This window comes from Rhodopirellula sp. UH5 (assembly GCF_056839225.1).
Genome location: NZ_CM166390.1, coordinates 4,516,085 through 4,533,498 on the forward strand (window position 1 = coordinate 4,516,085; position 17,414 = coordinate 4,533,498).

Sequence of the window (17,414 nt, forward strand, 5' to 3'; positions counted from 1 at the left end):
CCCCTTCAGGCAAGTCATTGCCAGATGTGCGTCGCAAAGCCTCCTTCCTTCGCCCGATGGAGGCTAGCACGCTCCAATGAGTCACTCATTCAATCGACGTCCTCCGGGATAGCGTTCCAATCAGAGGAACGAATCGGGACTTTTTTTCACGCTGCCCATTCTCACTCGCACCTAGAAAATTCCGCGATGATGTATCGACCACTGTCGACCTTGCTGCTTTGGATGCTGCTCGCCATTCCGCATGCTTTCGCAGAGTCCCCCCAATCGCCTACAAAACCGAACGTCCTGTTCATCGCAATGGACGATCTGAACGATTGGATTGGTTGCTTGGGAGGACACCCACAAACCATCACGCCCAACTTGGATCGACTGGCGGCCAGCGGCGTGCTGTTTTCCAACGCTCATTGCCCGGCACCGGCTTGCAACCCGTGCCGCTCCGCCGTCTTCACTGGCCGAGCTCCCAATCAATCCGGGCTGTATGACAATCGCCAACAGATGCGAGAGATCATGCCGGACGAAGTCATCTTGCCACAGTACTTCCGCAATCATGGCTATCACGCCTCGGGTTCTGGCAAACTGCTTCACTACTTCATCGACGCCGATTCTTGGGACGAGTACTTTCCCAAAGCCGAATCGGAAAATCCCTTGCCACAAACGTTCTACCCCACCCAACGTCCCGTCAGCTTGAAACGAGGCGGTCCGTGGCAATACGTTGAAACCGACTGGGCCGCGCTCGACGTGACGGATGAAGAATTCGGTGGCGACTGGGCGGTCAGCCAGTGGATTGGCGACAAACTTCTCGCCGAACATGACCAACCGTTCTTCCTTGGTTGTGGAATCTACCGACCGCACGAACCCTGGTTTGTTCCCAAGAAATACTTCGAGCCATTTCCGCTCGAGAGCATCCAGCTTCCACCGGGATACCTTGAGAATGATTTGGACGACGTGCCCGCCGCCGGCCAACGCGCCGCTCGCAATCGCTACTTCGCTCACATTCAAGAACAAGACCAATGGAAGCAAGGCATCCAAGGCTACCTCGCGTCGATTCACTTTGCCGATGCCATGCTGGGCCGCGTCCTGGACGCCTTGGAATCCGGCCCCAACGCGGACAACACAATCGTGGTTCTCTGGTCGGACCACGGGTGGCAACTGGGCGAAAAAGAACACTGGCAAAAGTACACCCCATGGCGAGCGGTGACCCGCGTGCCCTTGATGGTTCGCGTGCCTAAATCGCTCAGCCCATCGCTGCCCGAAGGCACACCCTCCGGCGTCGTCTGCGATGCCCCCGTGAACACACTCAGTCTGTTCCCGACGCTCCTCGATTTGTGTGAACTGCCTTCGCGGCCGCAAAACGACGGACCAAGTCTACTGCCGTTGCTTCACGATCCGGACTCAAAGGACTGGACGCGTGATTCCGTCACGTATCTCTCCCAACCCGGAGCTTACGCGATCAGCGGACGGACTCATCGTTACGTTCATTACCCCGACGGCAGCGAAGAACTGTATGACATCCAATCTGATCCCTACGAATGGGAGAATCTCGCGAGCAAGCCCACTGCCCTCACACAACTCACCCACTTTCGATCCATCGCACCGAGCAAGTTTGCGAAACGGATCGAACCATCGGTGAAGTCACTCGCGAAACTTTCTTTCCATCCGATCGATGACGATGCCGCTCCGGCATCCAAACCCGCCGGGAACAAGTTCCCAGTGCACTTCCTCAACCAGCAACGTGACCCGGTCGAACTCTGCTGGATGGATGAAGAAGCGAATCCCAAACCCTACGGCACGATCCAACCAGGTCAAACCCAAACCCAATCCACTCGCCCCGGTGCGGTGTGGATGGTCCGAGAACCTGCCACCGGCAAACCACTGGGCTACTTTCGCGTCGGTGACCGCACCGCCCAAGCCGTCATTCCCGCCACCAAACCCAACGTCGTCATCATCCTCACCGATGACCAGGGCTGGGCCGACCTGAGTTGCCAGGACGTCGTCGACGACATCCAAACGCCGCACATCGATGCCCTGGCCGCTCGCGGGGTTCGCTGCACGAATGCTTACGTGACCTCGCCACAGTGCAGCCCATCGCGTGCCGGGCTGATCACCGGGCGTTACCAACAACGTCTCGGCATCGACACGATCCCAGACATGCCGTTGCCAACCGAAGCCGTGACCATTGCCGAGCACTTGCAACCACTTGGTTACCGCACTGGAATGGTCGGCAAATGGCACTTGGAACCCAACGTCACCTGCGCCGACTGGATCCGCCGCGAACTACCGGCGATGGCGAACAAACCACGACGACAAGTCCGAATCCCATGGCCAAAGATCCAACCGTATTCTCCGGCTCAACAAGGTTTCGACGAATACTACTGGGGAGCGATGACGAACTATCGCACCAACTTTGACCTCGCCTCGGGTGATCTGCTGCCACAGATGAAGCAACTTCGCGACGAACGATTTCGCATCGACGTACAAACCGATGCCGCCGTGAGCTTCATCGACCGCAATCATGACCAACCGTTTTACTTGCAGTTGAACTACTACGGACCACACACGCCTCTCGAGGCCACCGAGGAGTACCTCGATCGGTTCCCAAAATCGATGCCCAAGCGACGGCGCTATGCACTCGCGATGCTCGCCGCGATCGACGACGGCGTCGGACGGATCGTTGACCAATTGAAAACGCATGGTTTGCTGGACAACACCTTGGTGGTCATGACCAGCGACAACGGCGCACCACTGAAGATGACCAAGGTCGACGCCCCGATCGATGGCGACGCAGGCGGTTGGGACGGATCCCTCAATGACCCTTGGGTCGGCGAAAAAGGGATGCTTTCCGAAGGCGGCATTCGCGTCCCAATGATCTGGAGTCTGCCCAGCCAACTGCCCAGCGCCATCACTTACAACTGGCCCATCAGCACCCTCGACATCGCCCCCAGCGTCTTGCAGCTCGCCGGTGGAAAACTCGATCCGAAAAGCGAACCCTTCGATGGCATCAACCTGATCCCGCGATTGAACGACATCCAAATCCCCTCCACACGCACGTTGTACTTTCGCTTCTGGGACCAAGCCGCGGTCCGGCAAGGCAAATGGAAGTACATCTTCGTTGGCGACGGTCGACGTTACCTCTTCGATTTGGAAAGTGACCAACACGAGCATCGCAACCTGATCGCAAGCTACCCAGAACTTGGGAACAAATTGCACGCCTCCTTGCGAACCTGGACCTTGGAATTGGATCCGCCCGGTTTGCCCCAAGGCAAGAAAATGCGAGAGCGAGACTGGTACGACTTCTACTTTGACGATCACCCCAGTTCGAAGTCCAAGTGAACGTCACGCGACTCATCGCGACTCAAACACCCGGCGTGACAAAGTCATGCCACTGAACTCCATCCGGCAACCTCTCTGAATTCGCGAATTCCAGATGCAAGATTCGGCGGTGACGACGCGTGCCGGGCTGGGATGATCCGCTGCTGTGACTGATCATCGGACGCATCGCCAACACGTCACCACCCGCGGCATAGACGGGAACCGCCGACTCCACACCGTCTCCTTCACAATCGCTCGAGTGATGCGAACCGGGGATGACTTGCAATGGCCCGTTCTCTGAGGTGACTTCGTCCAGGTGAATGCGAAGCGTCAGCATTTGCCGCAAGACATCGTCGCTTGCAATCAAGTGCGGCACGCCAGCCTTCCTCGTCGGCCGAGAAAAACATGCCGACTCCACCGAGTTGTCACGCACGGCGATGGAAGTGTCCTTGTGCCATGGCAACGCCCACGTTCGATCCGGCGGCTTGTCAAAGAACAACGCTCGCACCAATCCCAGACCGTCACCCAACTCAGCTCGCAAGAAAGACAGCAACGGATCCGACTGCCAAACGGTGGTCACCTCCGGGATGCTGGCGATCAAATTGCGTGCGGCGTAGACATGCCCGCGACTCGACCGAGCCCGCACGGACTCGGATTCCGCGACCAAAGTTTGCGTGCACACCTGCAACAGATGCTCGACCACGGAAGACGTCACCGCCCCACGAAGCACACAGAATCCATCTCGATCCAACGCCTCGTTCGCCATTCCATTCCCCGCCATCAAACACCCTCGTCAAACAAGACGCCATCGGATCATTGGTAATCCAACTGCACGGTTGCGGTTGTGTCAGCATCGCTGATCGCCCGCACCCAGCACGCTGAAAAGCCCTCGGGAAACTTGTACCGGACCGGCGATCCACTCGGAACCACCAGGTGCTTGGCTACAACCCAGCGCCCTTCTCCATCGAGGTCGACTTCCAAGGTGAAACCAACCGGTTGCGAATGCTCGTGCGACAACGTCACCGACTTTTGGTCATAACCTCGCATCAAGTAGGCGTCCGAAGGTTTCCCAGCCTGAACGGGCGAGTCCTTCCACGGTCCGCCGTGCCCCACCGGTTTCCCGAACTTCCACAAATCATCCACGCCGCCGAACCACAGTCCCATCCCGGACTCCGCATCACGAAAGACATGCCCGTCCTCTTTCGCGTCGGACTTCACACCCGCCAAAACCAACAAACCGTTCCAAGAACAAAAATCGGTGATCTGTTTGCGATGGCTGGCGATCGGACGAATCAAATTCCAAGCCGGCGGGGCTCCATTGATCACCAACGGGACCTCATAAAACGTCCCATGAATATTCGCGATGGTGCGTTCCGATTCCACTTCTCGCAACGCTCGAGGCCAACCCGACTCAAAGGGTTTGTCATAGATCGCATCACCCTTGGGCAGTCGATAACGTTTCCCCTGATACCGAACAATGACGGAGGCGTCATCCACCGTGAACTCCGGTTCCACTTGCAGCTTCTCCGCCAACTCCGGATCCAATTCGTCCGCCACAAACTGAAAGTCGCTCTTTGTGAATTCAAATGCCTTTCCATCATCCGTCAGCAGTCGCAAGTCACGACTGTGTTTAGCGGGATAGACCAATGCATTGATGGCTTGTGAATCATCCACCTCAGCCAAGCCAGCGAACAGCTCCTCGTGACGCTTCTGATTTGAATAAGCGGATGTTTGATGCAAGAACGCCGTCGCCATGCAATCGCGATCCGTTTTGAACCGTACCCAAACGGCGTCCATCTGTTCGGGAAGCATCTCGACAACCGAGTTCTCACCAGCCACCGAAAACTGACAAAAGTCAATCCACTCGTTCGTTCCATTTGGATCAAGTTGCATCGTGAACTGAACGGAAGCATCCGCAGGCACCACGATGTTTTTGGATTGCTGCGAAGCCTGCGATTGATTCAGCGTCGCTCCCTCACCACGAATCATCTTCACGGCTGCGTTGCCATCAACGAACGCGGTGTGCGGCATCCCAAATGATCCAGGCGTGTGCTCGGTTTCATTGGCTGGAATCGAGATTTCCCCTGCCGGGAAGGAACGCTTGTAAACTCGATCGTGGTGTCCATTGCCCCACCGAACTTCCATCTGCGTCAACTGCCAGTCCGACGACATGGGCGGGTCGCCTCGATGATCCACGGCCAAGTAAACCGTGACAGGCTGATCGACCTGGAAGGCGTAGCCCGGTGCCGGCCGAGTCCAGTTGCCACGTCGTACCGTCACGGTCGGAAACGCACTCAATTTCTCCGGCATCGATGTGATTTCTTGTTGGTCAGTCGCTCGCAACGTGACCATTGGCTTCAATTTCAATTGGCCAACCGCTAAGTACAAGGTTCGCGATTGGAAACCATCGACGAGAAACGGATCGGACCATTCGTTGGCCTTCACTTCATCATCAATCCAGGGTCCACCATAAGCCGACGCAGGTCCCCACGTCTTCAAGTCTTGGTAGTCACCAAACCACAGATTGCTCTGCGGTTGGCCCGCCAAAGGATTGCCTTGGATGCTGGTCTCATCCGTTGCCAAAACCAACTGATCGTTCCAAGCACAGAAGTCCGGAACGTAGCGGAGGTGACTGCCAATCGGCCGAATTCCCTTGGACTGCTTCACCGAGAACGACTTGGGAAAATCAAAGAACATCCCATGCATGTCCATCATCCAGCGTCCATCCGTGATCTCACGAATTCGCGGCCATTCGGTGTACCAACCATGACTGGCGTCGTTGCAATAGGCTGCCTTGGGTAGCAAATAGGTGTGCCACTTGCCGTCTTCCAACACCTTCAGCCGAACGGTTCGCCGATCCCATCCCATCGTCCAAATCGGATCGTCCCCGTCGCTGCCACCGGTGATCCCATTGGGCCCAGTGACTTCCGTGTACTGCCGCCGCTCGACGATCTTCCACGTCTCGCCATCCCACTCCGCCAGCACGCCGCGTTCTTCCTCCGTCTTGGCTTCGCCGCCCACCAAGACATCCTTGTAACTTCCCACATGCAATTCCCCGTTGTTGGAAATCACCAAACGTCCTTGCGAGGTGTAGCCACCCTTCCCGTGCCAACCCGGAACCGGCTTTTTGAACAAGCGTTGGACCTCCAAGGAGTGCACGTTGGCTTCCCAAATCGCGCCTTCCATGTCGATGTAGTGCACCATGTTCTCCGGGTCTTTCAGATGCCGTGTGATCGCCGTCACTCGCATTGGCATGTCGCTCGGCGAGATCGTTCGCACGTTGCCTTTGGCATCGATCAAGTGATGACCAATCAGCAACTGCCGTGACTCTTCATGGATCATCCGTCCCGCAGGTGTCCCGCCAACGCTTTCAGGATGCACATTCAAAGGCTTCGTCAAATCGGGATCGACAGAGAACAACTTGTGTTCGCTGCCGCCCGGCATATGCGGTGCATAGTTGACCATCCAAAGCTTGCCAGCCCACGGCACGATCGCGCCGATCCCACATTCGTTGTGGCCCGTTTTCAAATGAGCCCCGTTCTGGCTGTAAATGCCATACGTCGTCAGGTGCGGATAGACCCCACTGATGAACAGATCCGTCCGAATCGGTGGTTGCTGGCCGCCTACAAACTTTGCATCCGACACCATCAACAGAAGCAAGAAGCATGGCATCAGACGCCGCAGGGTTTTCATTTTCCAGCTCAAAGAATTCGGTGGGAGAATGGTTTCAAGTTGACTGAACGCCATGGAATGGCGGAACGCAACAGAATTGGACATGAATCGTGGGCAAGATTGTGATTGGTCCCGCCATTTTGTGCAAAACGACGCTCCATCCACGGTTTGCTTGGCTGAAGCAAGCATGCAGGAGTCTTCGGGTAGGTGAGCCGTTTGACGTTCGCGACGGTTCACATGGTTGCAACCAATCATTCCTGCCCGCCTGACTAACAATGCATCACGCAACCGCCATCCACGTTGATGGTTTGTCCCGTCACTTCTTTAGCTCGTTCTGACGAGAGGAACACGATCATCGCGGCGATGTCTTCGCTGGTTTGCCAACGGGCGAGCGGGATCACGTTCTTGATCTTTTGGTCCGTCCAGTCTTCGTAGGAAAGTCGATCTTGTGGTTGGGTGTTGTCATACCAAGCCTGCCAAACCGAACGGTTCAGGGCCGTCTTCACCATCCCGGGACAAACTGTGTTCACCCGAACATTGTGCGGTGCCAAGTCTTTGGCCATGCACTGGGCAAAGTTGATGTTGGCTGCTTTGCTGGCACTGTAGGGCGGATCGGTCTGCGATCCCATCTGTCCCGCGATGGATGCCAGAAACACAAACGTGCCCGATCGTTGAGCAACCATAGGAGGAGCCAAAGCCGCAGCAACATTGGCCATTCCGATGACGTTGACCTCCAGAGTTCGTTTCCATTCACTCGGGGCGACACGGGTGAACGGGAAGCCAAACTTCCCCGACCCGATCGCAGCGCAGTGCACCACATGATCCAGACGCCCGTGCTGGTCGAGGCAGCATCCGACCGCCTGTTCAACTTGTTGTTCATCGGCGATATCGACAACTTGCGTGCCGACGTTCACGCCATGCTCTCGCAATTCGCCGGCTGCTTCTTCGACATTGGGCGAGACATCCCAAAGTTGAATCGAACAACCTTCTTCCGCAAACAGCCTCGCGGTCGCCAACCCAATCCCGCTCGCCCCACCCGTGACCAAAGCGGTGTTGCCGCTCAATTTTAAATCCATCTCTGTTGTCCTGGGAATGGTCGGTAGAAGAGTGCGGTGTTCAGGAAAGCGGAAGGATTCGTTGCCTCATCCACTACGGTTGCCACCGAAAGTAGCCGAGCTACGAACATCGCCCGCATTCAACCTGAGTTCATGCCGTGATAAAACTCATGGAGATGCATTCAAGGAAAACGTCGGTCACGACGCTTCCACAGGTTTGCGATTTTCGCGTTCCTGCAGCAGTTGCAACGCGTGACTTTCGCCCCATTTCTTCAGCAACAGCAAAACGGGTTTGAGCGACTCGCCTTCTTCCGTCAATTCGTACTCCACTCGCGGTGGTACTTCCGCGTAGACGATTCGATTGACCAAACCGGCGCTCTCCAATTCGCGAAGTTGCTTGGTCAGCATTCTCTGTGTGACGCAGCCAACCTTGCGTTTCAGCTCGCTGAAGCGAACTCGTCCATCGACCAACAAATAGTAAAGCACGATCCCTTTCCACTTGCCGCCGATCAGCTCCAAGGTCGCTTCGACGGGACACGCCGGCAGCTCGTAGTTCAAATGCCGAGCTTTTCCATTGGTATCCATTTTGTGCCTATGTGTCTCAAAAGTGCGTTCTTGCCGGTTTGGCATCTACTCCTATTATCACACCGTACTGACAAACAAACAGGCACGGGGCCGCGAAAACAACGAAATCGTGCGATTGCGTCCGAGCCACTCTCGATTCAAAGGAAACCAATCATGAAAGCCATGCTGATCAAGAATTACGGTGAAAACGCCTCCTTCGAAGCATCCGAAGTCGATCAACCTGCCGTCAAACCGGGCCACGTGTTGGTCAAGATTGCCGCCTCGAGCGTGAACACGGTCGACACGATGATTCGCAAAATGGGTGAGGAACTGCCTCTCTCGCCATCCGCCCCTGCCCTTCTCGGCATGGACTTCGCCGGCACCGTCGAAGCCGTTGGCGAAGGTGTGCAGAACTATTCCGTTGGCGACGAAGTCTATGGCTGCGCCGGCGGGCTGGCAGATTTACCGGGCACCTTGGCTGATTACATCGTGGCCGATGCGGACTTGATCGCGCACAAGGCCAAGAACTTGTCCATGAAGGAAGCCGCCGCGTTGCCACTCGTTGCGATCACCGCCTACGAAGGCTTGGTGCGGGCCGGCATCCAAGCGGGCCAGAAAGTCCTCGTGCACGGTGGCTCAGGCGGCGTTGGACACATCGCGTTGCAATTGGCCAAGCACTTTGGAGCCGACGTTTACTCCACCGGTGGCGGCGAGCCACAACTCGCCCTCATTGAAAAGCTGGGTGCGACGGGCATCAACTACAAAACCGAGTCGGTCGAGCAATACGTTGCCAAACACACCGATGGAGCCGGATTCGATGTGGTGTTTGATTCCGTTGGAGGAGCCAACCTGACCAACTCGTTCGAAGCCGCTGCACTCAACGGGCAAATTGCGACGACCGTTTCGATGTGCGAACTGGATCTCACGCCAGCTCACTTCAAAGGCTTGTCTCTTCACGTCGTCTTCATGTTGATCCCGATGCTGCACCACCACAACAGGGAACAGCATGGCGAAATCCTCCGCAAACTGACGGAGATCGCCGAGTCCGGTGACCTGAAACCCGTTCTCGATGAAACCAACTTTTCGCTGAAAGAAGCTGGCCAAGCCTACGCGAGGCTCGAGAGCGGCAAAGCCATGGGCAAAGTCGTCATCGAGAATTAGATCAACGCGAAAAGACTCGCCAGCGGACCTGGAACGGCTTTTCGCGTGAACCGCAACACCGCGATGGGTGTCAATCAAGTCACCGAGGACCTAGGATTGCTCCCAACCGAAGTTGAACAACGGTGCCGCCAATCGCTTAAAAAGCCCTTCCAAAATTCGACACGAAATGAGTCACTGATGAAACGCATTCTGATCACCGGAGCCACCGACGGCATTGGACTGGCGACCGCCAAAATGCTGGCTCCCCTCGGCCACCATCTTTTGCTGCATGGCCGCGATGCCCAGAAACTCGAGCAATTGGAACAATCCTTGCGGGAACTTTCCAATGACGCCGTGGTCGAATGCTACGTGGCCGACCTGTCCCGCATGAACGAAGTGAAATCGCTGGCCGAGGCCGTGTCCGCCAAGCACGATCATCTGGACGTGCTGATCAACAACGCGGGCGTCTTCTCGACCTCCGATCCGCTCTCGCCGGAGGGCCTCGATGTTCGGTTCGTGGTCAACGCGATCGCACCGTACCTGTTGACGCAGCGATTGTTGCCGCGAATGGATTCAACCAGCCGAGTCATCAACCTCTCCTCGTCCGCTCAATCTCCCGTGGCAATGGACGCGTTTCGTGGTGAGCGCCTGCTGAGTGACCTGGATGCCTATTCGCAAAGCAAACTTGCGCTCACCATGTGGTCCCGCGGTCTGGCAGATTCCCTCGGCACCGACGGCCCGGCGATCATCGCAGTGAACCCGGGATCCTTGCTCGCCAGCAAAATGGTCCAGCAAGCTTTCGGTGTTCCAGGCCAAGACATCAACATCGGAGCGAAGATTCTCACCCGTGCCACATTGGACGACGAATTCGCCACCGCATCGGGCCAATACTTCAACAACGACACCGGAGAGTTTGGACCACCCCACGCCGATGCACTGGACGCCGAAAAGAACGCCCAAATCATCCAGGCCATCGAAGAGACACTCGCCAAGCAACTCAACTAAGCAGGTTGGCAGAAGTCTTTCGGCATTTGAAATGTCTTGGCAAGCGTGGTTGCTTCCACGTCCAACCGGGACTATCGCCCAAACGGCTCACATGGTGATGCCCGATCATTCCTGCCGACCTGCTTAAAAACGGGAACGCTTCGCCAAGGAACGGATGCTTCCACGCTGCAATGCGACGCCATGCCCAATCAGCCGTCGGACCAGATCACTTGCCAAATCGCTCGCCCCAAAGCTCGTCTCGGCTAGGTGGCACAATCCCGGGGCGAATTGGGTTGCAGTACAGCAGTCGATGCACCGCCGATTCGCTGCCGCCAAACTGCTTGGCCATCCGGTAGTGCCATTCTGGATCGGTCGGCACCAGCGCATCGTCGGCTGGCCAGGGATCGAATGGCTCACACCCGATCGCGTCCGCTAGCTTGGACGAATCCATCGTCACGTCACCGGCACGCGGTGGCATCGGCCCAGCTTCCATCCGCGGGCATCCTTGCAGGCAATCGGGATCGTAACCACCCACGACGCTAACAATTTGTGCGATCTGATACAGGCTCAACCGCCGCGTCCCACCAGCGTGAAACGTCCCCTCGATGGGGCGTGCCAACAGCCGAGCAAACAACCGGTTCATGCAGTCGGTGTAGGTGGGGGTGCGGGCTTCGTCGATGTACAACGTGGCCGGCTTGCCTTGCTTGAATCGCGATGAGATCCAATCAATGGCTCCAGCGTGACCGCTGAAGCTGATCCCCATCGGCAGCGAAATTCGCAGCAGGCACGCATCCGGCCTCGAGCGACGCACGACCTGTTCCGCCTCCACCATCTTCGCCCCGTACACCGTGACTGGGTCGGGCGGATCATGTTCGTGGTACCCCCGGTCCTCACGACCAGCGTAGACCAAGTCGATGGACAAATGAATGACCTGCGCGTGGTAGCAAACCGCCGCTCGGATCATGTTTTCCGTGCTGGTAACGTTGACGCGATGAGCCATTTCCGGATCCAGTTCGCACGACTTCAACCGACAACTTCCGCCACAGTTCAACAAGCTCGCAAACCTGTACTTCGCCCACAATGCATTGACTTGATCCGCGTCCTCGACATCGCAAGCGACAATCCCCTCACCGACCAACGGCCACATCGATGGCTGACGAATGCCGATGACCTGATCACCGTACAACGACCGAAAGTAGTGCAACGCGTTGTACCCTGGCACACCAGCAATGCCGGTGATCAACATGGGAAGCGGTGGCGGCGGACTCACAAGATGCGGGCTCTCAGTGTAAAAAACAGGTCAGCGTAGAAGCAGGTCGGACAATCAAACGGATCAAACCTCGACGCCGAGGAACGATCCTCACGAAGACCGATTGATTGCCCCAAATCTCAATTCCTCCAGACCGAGAATTGTCTTGTGTCTTGGAGGGCCGAAAGCATAGCAAATCAACCGCGGGATCAAAGCGAAACGCAGCTTCGGCAATTGCGAAGTTGCCGAAACCGCGTCGCGTCGTGAAAACCTGGACCCTCTATTTCGCCGCGGCTTCTTCACGAAGTTCGCGAGCAACGGTGAGGTAGTAGTTTCTCGCAGTGGCGTTGACCATTCCGCCAGCGAGTTTGCTTAACGCATCGGCTTTCAACACCTTCGCATCGGCCGAATCACCGTCGATCGCCAACAGATGATCGGCAAGCTGTGCTGCCCATTGGTTGTCATCGTCAGCCAACGCAGCCTTCGCGACAGCGAACAGTTTGTCGGGCCCGCCGGCCAGTTGGGCGACTCGCTCGGCTTCCGCTCGCGGTGACAAACGAAACAGGTTCGATGGGTTACCGTCGTACCAGCCAAAGTATCCGTTGAAGACACTGCGGACGCCCCATTCAGGATGCCCGTAGAAGGGCTGCAAGTAATCTTTGCTGGCTAGGTTTTCCGGCAACTGGACGTAGCCGACCAGTTCGTCTGGCGTCATTCCTTGGTTCATTCCTTCGACGGTTTTGTCGTGAATGAACTGAACGGCATCGCGGTAGTCTTCCAAGACTTGCTTGACTTTGCTGGCTCCGAGGATCGGTTTGGTGTGACCACCAACCAACACATCCGCATCGTTGGCCGCTAACTTGCCAAGACTCTCCGCCCACAAACGCACGCTGCGATTGGGAGTCCCACGGATGGCATACAAGTTCGGAAACGATCGGTAGAAATTATCGCCGGCAAACAACGCCTTTCCAGCGGGATACCAGACGAACAACTGATCGTTGGTCTCGCCAGGAGACGAAACCAGTTCAAGTTCGACACCTGCAATCTCGATCGTTTGACGGTCCTCTTCCAGAAAGTGAGTCGGCTTGGTTTCCGCTCGCGATGCGAAAGCTTGACCACCTCGTTTGGGATACCGAACGGGTGCGACGCCGTTGTTGATACGCTGCTCGGGTGGCAGCTTGAAACCAGCCTGACGTGCACCTCGAACGCTTTGGAATGTCACGCCACCGGCAACCAACGGTTGGGCTTCACTGCCGAAGTTTTTGTGAGCCCAGATCTGTGGCCGCTCGCTTCCGAAGAACGCTGCCGCACCACCCGTGTGATCGCCGTGGGAGTGCGTGAAAACAATCCCCTTGATTGGCTTGTCGCTGAGTTTGCGAAACTCTGCCACGATCCGGTTGGCATCGTCCAGCGAAATGCCTGTGTCGATGATCACGACTCCATCGTCGCCCTCGATCATCGTGACGTTCGAAACACTGTATCCCACCGCGATGTAGACGTTGTCGGAAACATGAACGATCTCTTCTTCAAACTGTTTGGATTGCTGCATCAGCTTTGCCGTCGCTGCGTTCTCCTGCGCGACCACGGGTGCGGCCCCAAGCAAGACCACCGTTAGCAACTTCGCAGCAAACAGTGCGTTTCGTGTTCGATTCATTGGGCTTTTCTCCAAAGGGGGTGATGGGTTCATCGACTCGCAACTTCATTCGATCAAGTTCTCTTGCATCCGCTGCATCGTCCGGATGGTGGTGCTCCATTGCTGGGCACTGATTCCAGATTTCAATCGCTGCCGGAGAGCTTCCGCCAGCGGCATCAACTTTTCCATTTGCTTCGTCCCTTTGGCGGTCGGGCAAATCAGAACCGCTCGACCATCACTGGGATCACGTTCTCGCGAGACCAATCGTTTTTTGACCAAGCCATCCACCTGCCGGGTCACGGTGGTGATGTCACGCATCACCAGTTTCGCAAAGTCTCCCGTGCGAAGCGGCTCGCCGGCTTCATGAAGCACCATCAAGATCGAGGATTCTTCGACCGACAAATCCAACCCCGCCTCTTTCAAAACGTCGGTGATTCGAATTCGAAACAGGTACGCCAATCGACTGAGCAGAAACCCAGGTCGTTCCTCATGGTCCATGTTCGTCCTCCCGCAAACTCGATCAATCGTTTCGTTCCGATCTGCGAATCGGTCGATCCGCCTCGGCCATTTACCTGCATTCCACAGTTACTTACTTGCACTATACAACCAAGTGCCTCTCAGACAATCCCCTTTCTTTCAAACCGTCCGTCAGCCACGCCCCAAGCCCACGAAATCCTCCCTCCTTCGGCAAGACTTTTCTCTCGTATGGGGCCGTGCCGTTTTCTGGTGCTGCGTTTTGGCGGGTTTCTGCATTTGAGAACCTCTCCCGAAACGAAGTTTTGGGGGAGGTCAAGCGACGCCGTTCAGGCGTACGCGAGGGAGGGGGCAGGCATAGGAAGCACCTCCCATCTCCAAGGGAACATCCACCGAACCTTGGGCCCTTCCAAACAATCCACTCTCTACAATCAAGCCCTCCCCCTTTCATCGTGCCAGTCAAATCCAATGGCCCATTCACAAAACACTTCTTTGATCCATTCGCCTGGTACCCAGGTCGTCGCACAAAAAGACGTCATGACGTCGAACGATCGAATCGCTCATCCTGCGGGAGCGGTCGGCGTGGTCGTGCGGTCACCGGTGGATCGCACGCACGCCTATCGCGTCAAGTTCAGCGACGGATTTGAAGCGGCCATTCATCACGACCAATTGATCGATCGCAAGCAAACCGGGCCCGAAAAAGGGACGCTCGATGCCGCTGATCTCGAATTCCACACCCATGAATTTGAGCGATTGGTCAGGCAACTCGAGGAGGCCCACGAGCAGTCAGAACTACCGGAAATTCCGTCCGCCCGCCCAGCTCTGAACGATCTGCTGGTTCGAATTCGGTTGAACGGTTGCGGCGAGCAATAGAGAGGCGATCTGGCACGGGCGAAAATTAGTCCCCAACGGAGTTCCGCAATCGGCTATGCTGAGGGTCCCTCCCCAGACCCCACCCACCTCCCGCCCGCCATGTCAGATCGCCTTTTTCGAAGGTTGTCGCCCATTCACGTTGCCATCGCCGCGACGTTGTTGGGGATTGCCTATCAAAGCACTGTCGGCCCCGGCAAAGTGTTCGCGGATCCGACCCAGCCAACGACTGCGTCCAATACGACGCTGCCGAACCGCTCAGAATTGCCCGCCAGCGTGGAAACGCCGGTCAGTTTTGAACTGGACGTGCAACCGATCCTAGCCGCTCAAGGCTGCAACGCAGGTGCCTGCCACGGCAAACAACGCGGCCAGAATGGGTTCCAACTTTCGCTGCTGGGATTTGATTCCAACTTCGATTATGACGCGATTGCCCGACAGGCTCGCGGACGACGACTCACCATCCGGGCTCCTGAATCCAGTTTGTTGGTTCAAAAAGCGACGGCAGAATTGCCTCATGGTGGCGGGCGAAAAATCGAAGTCGGCTCGCCGGCCTACCAGACACTGACCGCTTGGATTCGCCAAGGAGCACCGCGTCGACTGGCAGACGAACCCACGTTGACTTCCGTCGAAATTGCTGAGACCGAGTTTCTACTCAAGCCATCCGAAACAGCTCAGCTTGCTGTCGTGGCTCGCTACAGCGACGGCAGCCAGCGAGATGTCACCTCGATGACCGGCTACCTTTCCAACGACACCGCAATCACATCGGTCGATGCCACGGGAAAACTCGTTGCCGGACCGATTCCAGGCGAGACGGCTGTGATGGCCCGCTACATGAATCACATTTGTGTGGCCAACGTCAGCATCCCACGAACGACGGCGTTGCCCGAAGGATTCTACGACCAACAACCGCGTGCCAACTTCATCGATGATTTGGTCCACGACAAACTGAATCAACTTCAGATCCAGGTTTCCGATCCGGCCAGCGAATCAACGTTCTTGCGACGTGTGTACACCGACGTGATCGGACGAGCACCGACGGCGGACGAGGCTCGCGAATTCATTGAGTCTCAAGATCCCGACAAACGCAAGAAGCTTGTCGACCAACTTCTCGATCAACCCGAATACATCGATCACTGGGCCAACCAATGGGCGGACCTGCTGCGTCCCAATCCCTATCGCGTTGGGATCAAAGCGGTCCTGAACTATGACAACTGGATCCGTCAGCAGTTTCGCAAAAACGTTCCCTACGACGAATTTGCACGGCGGCTGATCACGGCCAAAGGCAGCACGTGGCACAACGGCGCCGTGACACTGTTCCGAGATCGACGCAGTCCCGATGAAGTCGCCACGCTGGTCAGCCAACTGTTTCTCGGCGTTCGTTTGGAATGTGCCAAGTGCCACCATCATCCATTCGAAAAATGGAGCCAACACGACTTCTATTCCTTCGCCGCCTACTTCGGCAGAGTCGGCCGCAAAGGCAAAGGGTTGTCGCCACCGATCTCAGGTGGCGAAGAGATCGTTTACGTTTCCACCAAGGGAAGCGTCAAGCATCCCGTGACCGACGAAGTGCTGCCTCCCTCACCTCTGTTCGGAACCGCCGACGTGGCCGAGGGCTCGGATCCACGAGAGGCTCTCGCGGAATGGATGACGTCCCCCGACAACGACTACTTCGCTCAGGTTCACGTCAATCGCGTGTGGGCACAGTTGATGGGTCGAGGCATCGTCGATCCGGTCGACGATCTTCGCAGCACCAATCCGCCCAGCAACCCAGCGCTGCTCGATGCCTTGGCCGAACACTTTCAACAATCCGGTTTTGATCAAAAGGACCTGATCAAAACCATCGTCCTGTCCAACGTTTACTCGCTCAGTTCCGTTCCCAACGAAACCAACGCGGCCGACCGACTGAACTACTCCCGTCACTACCGCCATCGGTTGCGAGCCGAAGTGCTGGCCCAAGCGGTCGCGGACGTGACCGAAACATCCGAATCGTTTTCCGCGTTGGCCCCCGAATCGCGAGCCAACCAAGTTTGGACGCACCGGATCGATTCGACGTTCCTGGATACGTTTGGCAGACCGGATGAGAACAAGGATCCACCCTGCGAACGCATCCCTGATTCATCCGTCACTCAGACGTTGCACCTGATGAACGCAAGAGAACTCGACGGACGTGTCCGAAGTGATTCCGGTCGTGCCGCGAGACTGGCCAATAGTGACTCATCACCCGCGGACATCGTGACGGATTTGTACTTGCCCATCTTCTCGCGAATGCCAAACGACGAAGAACGAAGCTATGCCGAGACACTGATTCGCGACTCCAGCAAGAACACTGCCAGCAAGGAAGACACGGCGAATCAAAGCGGCGACAAAGAACAAAAGGAAACCACCGATGAAGGTCGTCGGCGTGTGATTGAGGACTTGATGTGGGCGATGATGAATTCGCCTGAGTTTATTATTCAAAACTGAT

At 56.6% G+C, this 17,414-nt stretch carries 11 protein-coding genes and 1 pseudogene; 5 read left to right on the forward strand and 7 right to left on the reverse strand.

Going from position 1 to position 17,414, the window contains the following annotated elements; genetic code table 11:
• Positions 1-186 precede the first annotated feature (186 nt).
• On the forward strand, positions 187-3,330 hold the full coding sequence (locus tag UH5x_RS15960; protein ID WP_482632989.1) for a sulfatase-like hydrolase/transferase: 3,144 nt from the start codon (positions 187-189) through the stop codon (positions 3,328-3,330).
• Between the two features lie 22 nt (positions 3,331-3,352).
• Here UH5x_RS15960 and UH5x_RS15965 read toward each other — a convergent pair whose 3' ends face one another.
• The 4 genes from UH5x_RS15965 to UH5x_RS15980 form a co-directional block, all read right to left on the reverse strand.
• Positions 3,353-4,075, reverse strand: coding sequence for a phytanoyl-CoA dioxygenase family protein (locus tag UH5x_RS15965; RefSeq protein ID WP_482632990.1), 723 nt, complete (start codon positions 4,073-4,075; stop codon positions 3,353-3,355).
• Positions 4,076-4,122: 47 nt separating this feature from the next.
• Positions 4,123-7,002, reverse strand: coding sequence for a hypothetical protein (locus UH5x_RS15970; protein ID WP_482632991.1), 2,880 nt, complete (start codon positions 7,000-7,002; stop codon positions 4,123-4,125).
• A gap of 248 nt (positions 7,003-7,250) precedes the next feature.
• Entirely contained in the window at positions 7,251-8,057 is an 807-nt protein-coding gene (locus UH5x_RS15975) for an SDR family NAD(P)-dependent oxidoreductase (protein ID WP_482632992.1), read from the reverse strand.
• A gap of 177 nt (positions 8,058-8,234) precedes the next feature.
• The gene (locus UH5x_RS15980; RefSeq protein WP_047816838.1) at positions 8,235-8,621 is read right to left on the reverse strand and encodes a winged helix-turn-helix transcriptional regulator; all 387 of its coding nucleotides are present in this window, start codon (positions 8,619-8,621) and stop codon (positions 8,235-8,237) included.
• Between the two features lie 153 nt (positions 8,622-8,774).
• Between UH5x_RS15980 and UH5x_RS15985 the strand changes: the two genes are divergently transcribed.
• Entirely contained in the window at positions 8,775-9,761 is a 987-nt protein-coding gene (locus tag UH5x_RS15985) for a zinc-dependent alcohol dehydrogenase family protein (RefSeq protein ID WP_482632993.1), read from the forward strand.
• A 177-nt stretch (positions 9,762-9,938) separates the two neighbouring features.
• Positions 9,939-10,745, forward strand: a complete 807-nt coding sequence (locus UH5x_RS15990) for an SDR family NAD(P)-dependent oxidoreductase (protein ID WP_482632994.1) — start codon at positions 9,939-9,941, stop codon at positions 10,743-10,745.
• Positions 10,746-10,950: 205 nt separating this feature from the next.
• On the opposite strand, the gene UH5x_RS15995 is transcribed toward UH5x_RS15990, so the two are convergent.
• The 3 genes from UH5x_RS15995 to UH5x_RS16005 form a co-directional block, all read right to left on the reverse strand.
• Positions 10,951-11,970: an SDR family oxidoreductase gene (locus tag UH5x_RS15995; RefSeq protein WP_047816836.1), complete on the reverse strand. Its 1,020-nt coding sequence runs from the start codon at positions 11,968-11,970 to the stop codon at positions 10,951-10,953.
• 283 nt (positions 11,971-12,253) lie between these two features.
• Positions 12,254-13,627, reverse strand: a complete 1,374-nt coding sequence (locus UH5x_RS16000) for an alkyl sulfatase dimerization domain-containing protein (protein ID WP_482632995.1) — start codon at positions 13,625-13,627, stop codon at positions 12,254-12,256.
• 45 nt (positions 13,628-13,672) lie between these two features.
• Positions 13,673-14,104: a MarR family winged helix-turn-helix transcriptional regulator gene (locus UH5x_RS16005; RefSeq protein WP_482632996.1), complete on the reverse strand. Its 432-nt coding sequence runs from the start codon at positions 14,102-14,104 to the stop codon at positions 13,673-13,675.
• A gap of 639 nt (positions 14,105-14,743) precedes the next feature.
• On the opposite strand from UH5x_RS16005, the pseudogene UH5x_RS16010 reads away from it, so the two are divergent.
• A pseudogene (locus UH5x_RS16010) lies at positions 14,744-14,953 on the forward strand (nucleotidyltransferase domain-containing protein); the annotation flags it as partial.
• A gap of 99 nt (positions 14,954-15,052) precedes the next feature.
• Positions 15,053-17,413, forward strand: a complete 2,361-nt coding sequence (locus tag UH5x_RS16015) for a DUF1549 domain-containing protein (RefSeq protein ID WP_482632997.1) — start codon at positions 15,053-15,055, stop codon at positions 17,411-17,413.
• Position 17,414 lies beyond the last annotated feature (1 nt).

Coding starts and splice junctions, on each gene's coding strand:
- UH5x_RS15960 (WP_482632989.1), top strand. CDS start 187: ATGATGTATCGACCACTGTCGACCTTGCTGCTTTGGATGCTGCTCGCC.
- UH5x_RS15965 (WP_482632990.1), bottom strand. CDS start 4,075: ATGGCGAACGAGGCGTTGGATCGAGATGGATTCTGTGTGCTTCGTGGG.
- UH5x_RS15970 (WP_482632991.1), bottom strand. CDS start 7,002: ATGAAAACCCTGCGGCGTCTGATGCCATGCTTCTTGCTTCTGTTGATG.
- UH5x_RS15975 (WP_482632992.1), bottom strand. CDS start 8,057: ATGGATTTAAAATTGAGCGGCAACACCGCTTTGGTCACGGGTGGGGCG.
- UH5x_RS15980 (WP_047816838.1), bottom strand. CDS start 8,621: ATGGATACCAATGGAAAAGCTCGGCATTTGAACTACGAGCTGCCGGCG.
- UH5x_RS15985 (WP_482632993.1), top strand. CDS start 8,775: ATGAAAGCCATGCTGATCAAGAATTACGGTGAAAACGCCTCCTTCGAA.
- UH5x_RS15990 (WP_482632994.1), top strand. CDS start 9,939: ATGAAACGCATTCTGATCACCGGAGCCACCGACGGCATTGGACTGGCG.
- UH5x_RS15995 (WP_047816836.1), bottom strand. CDS start 11,970: ATGTTGATCACCGGCATTGCTGGTGTGCCAGGGTACAACGCGTTGCAC.
- UH5x_RS16000 (WP_482632995.1), bottom strand. CDS start 13,627: ATGAATCGAACACGAAACGCACTGTTTGCTGCGAAGTTGCTAACGGTG.
- UH5x_RS16005 (WP_482632996.1), bottom strand. CDS start 14,104: ATGGACCATGAGGAACGACCTGGGTTTCTGCTCAGTCGATTGGCGTAC.
- UH5x_RS16015 (WP_482632997.1), top strand. CDS start 15,053: ATGTCAGATCGCCTTTTTCGAAGGTTGTCGCCCATTCACGTTGCCATC.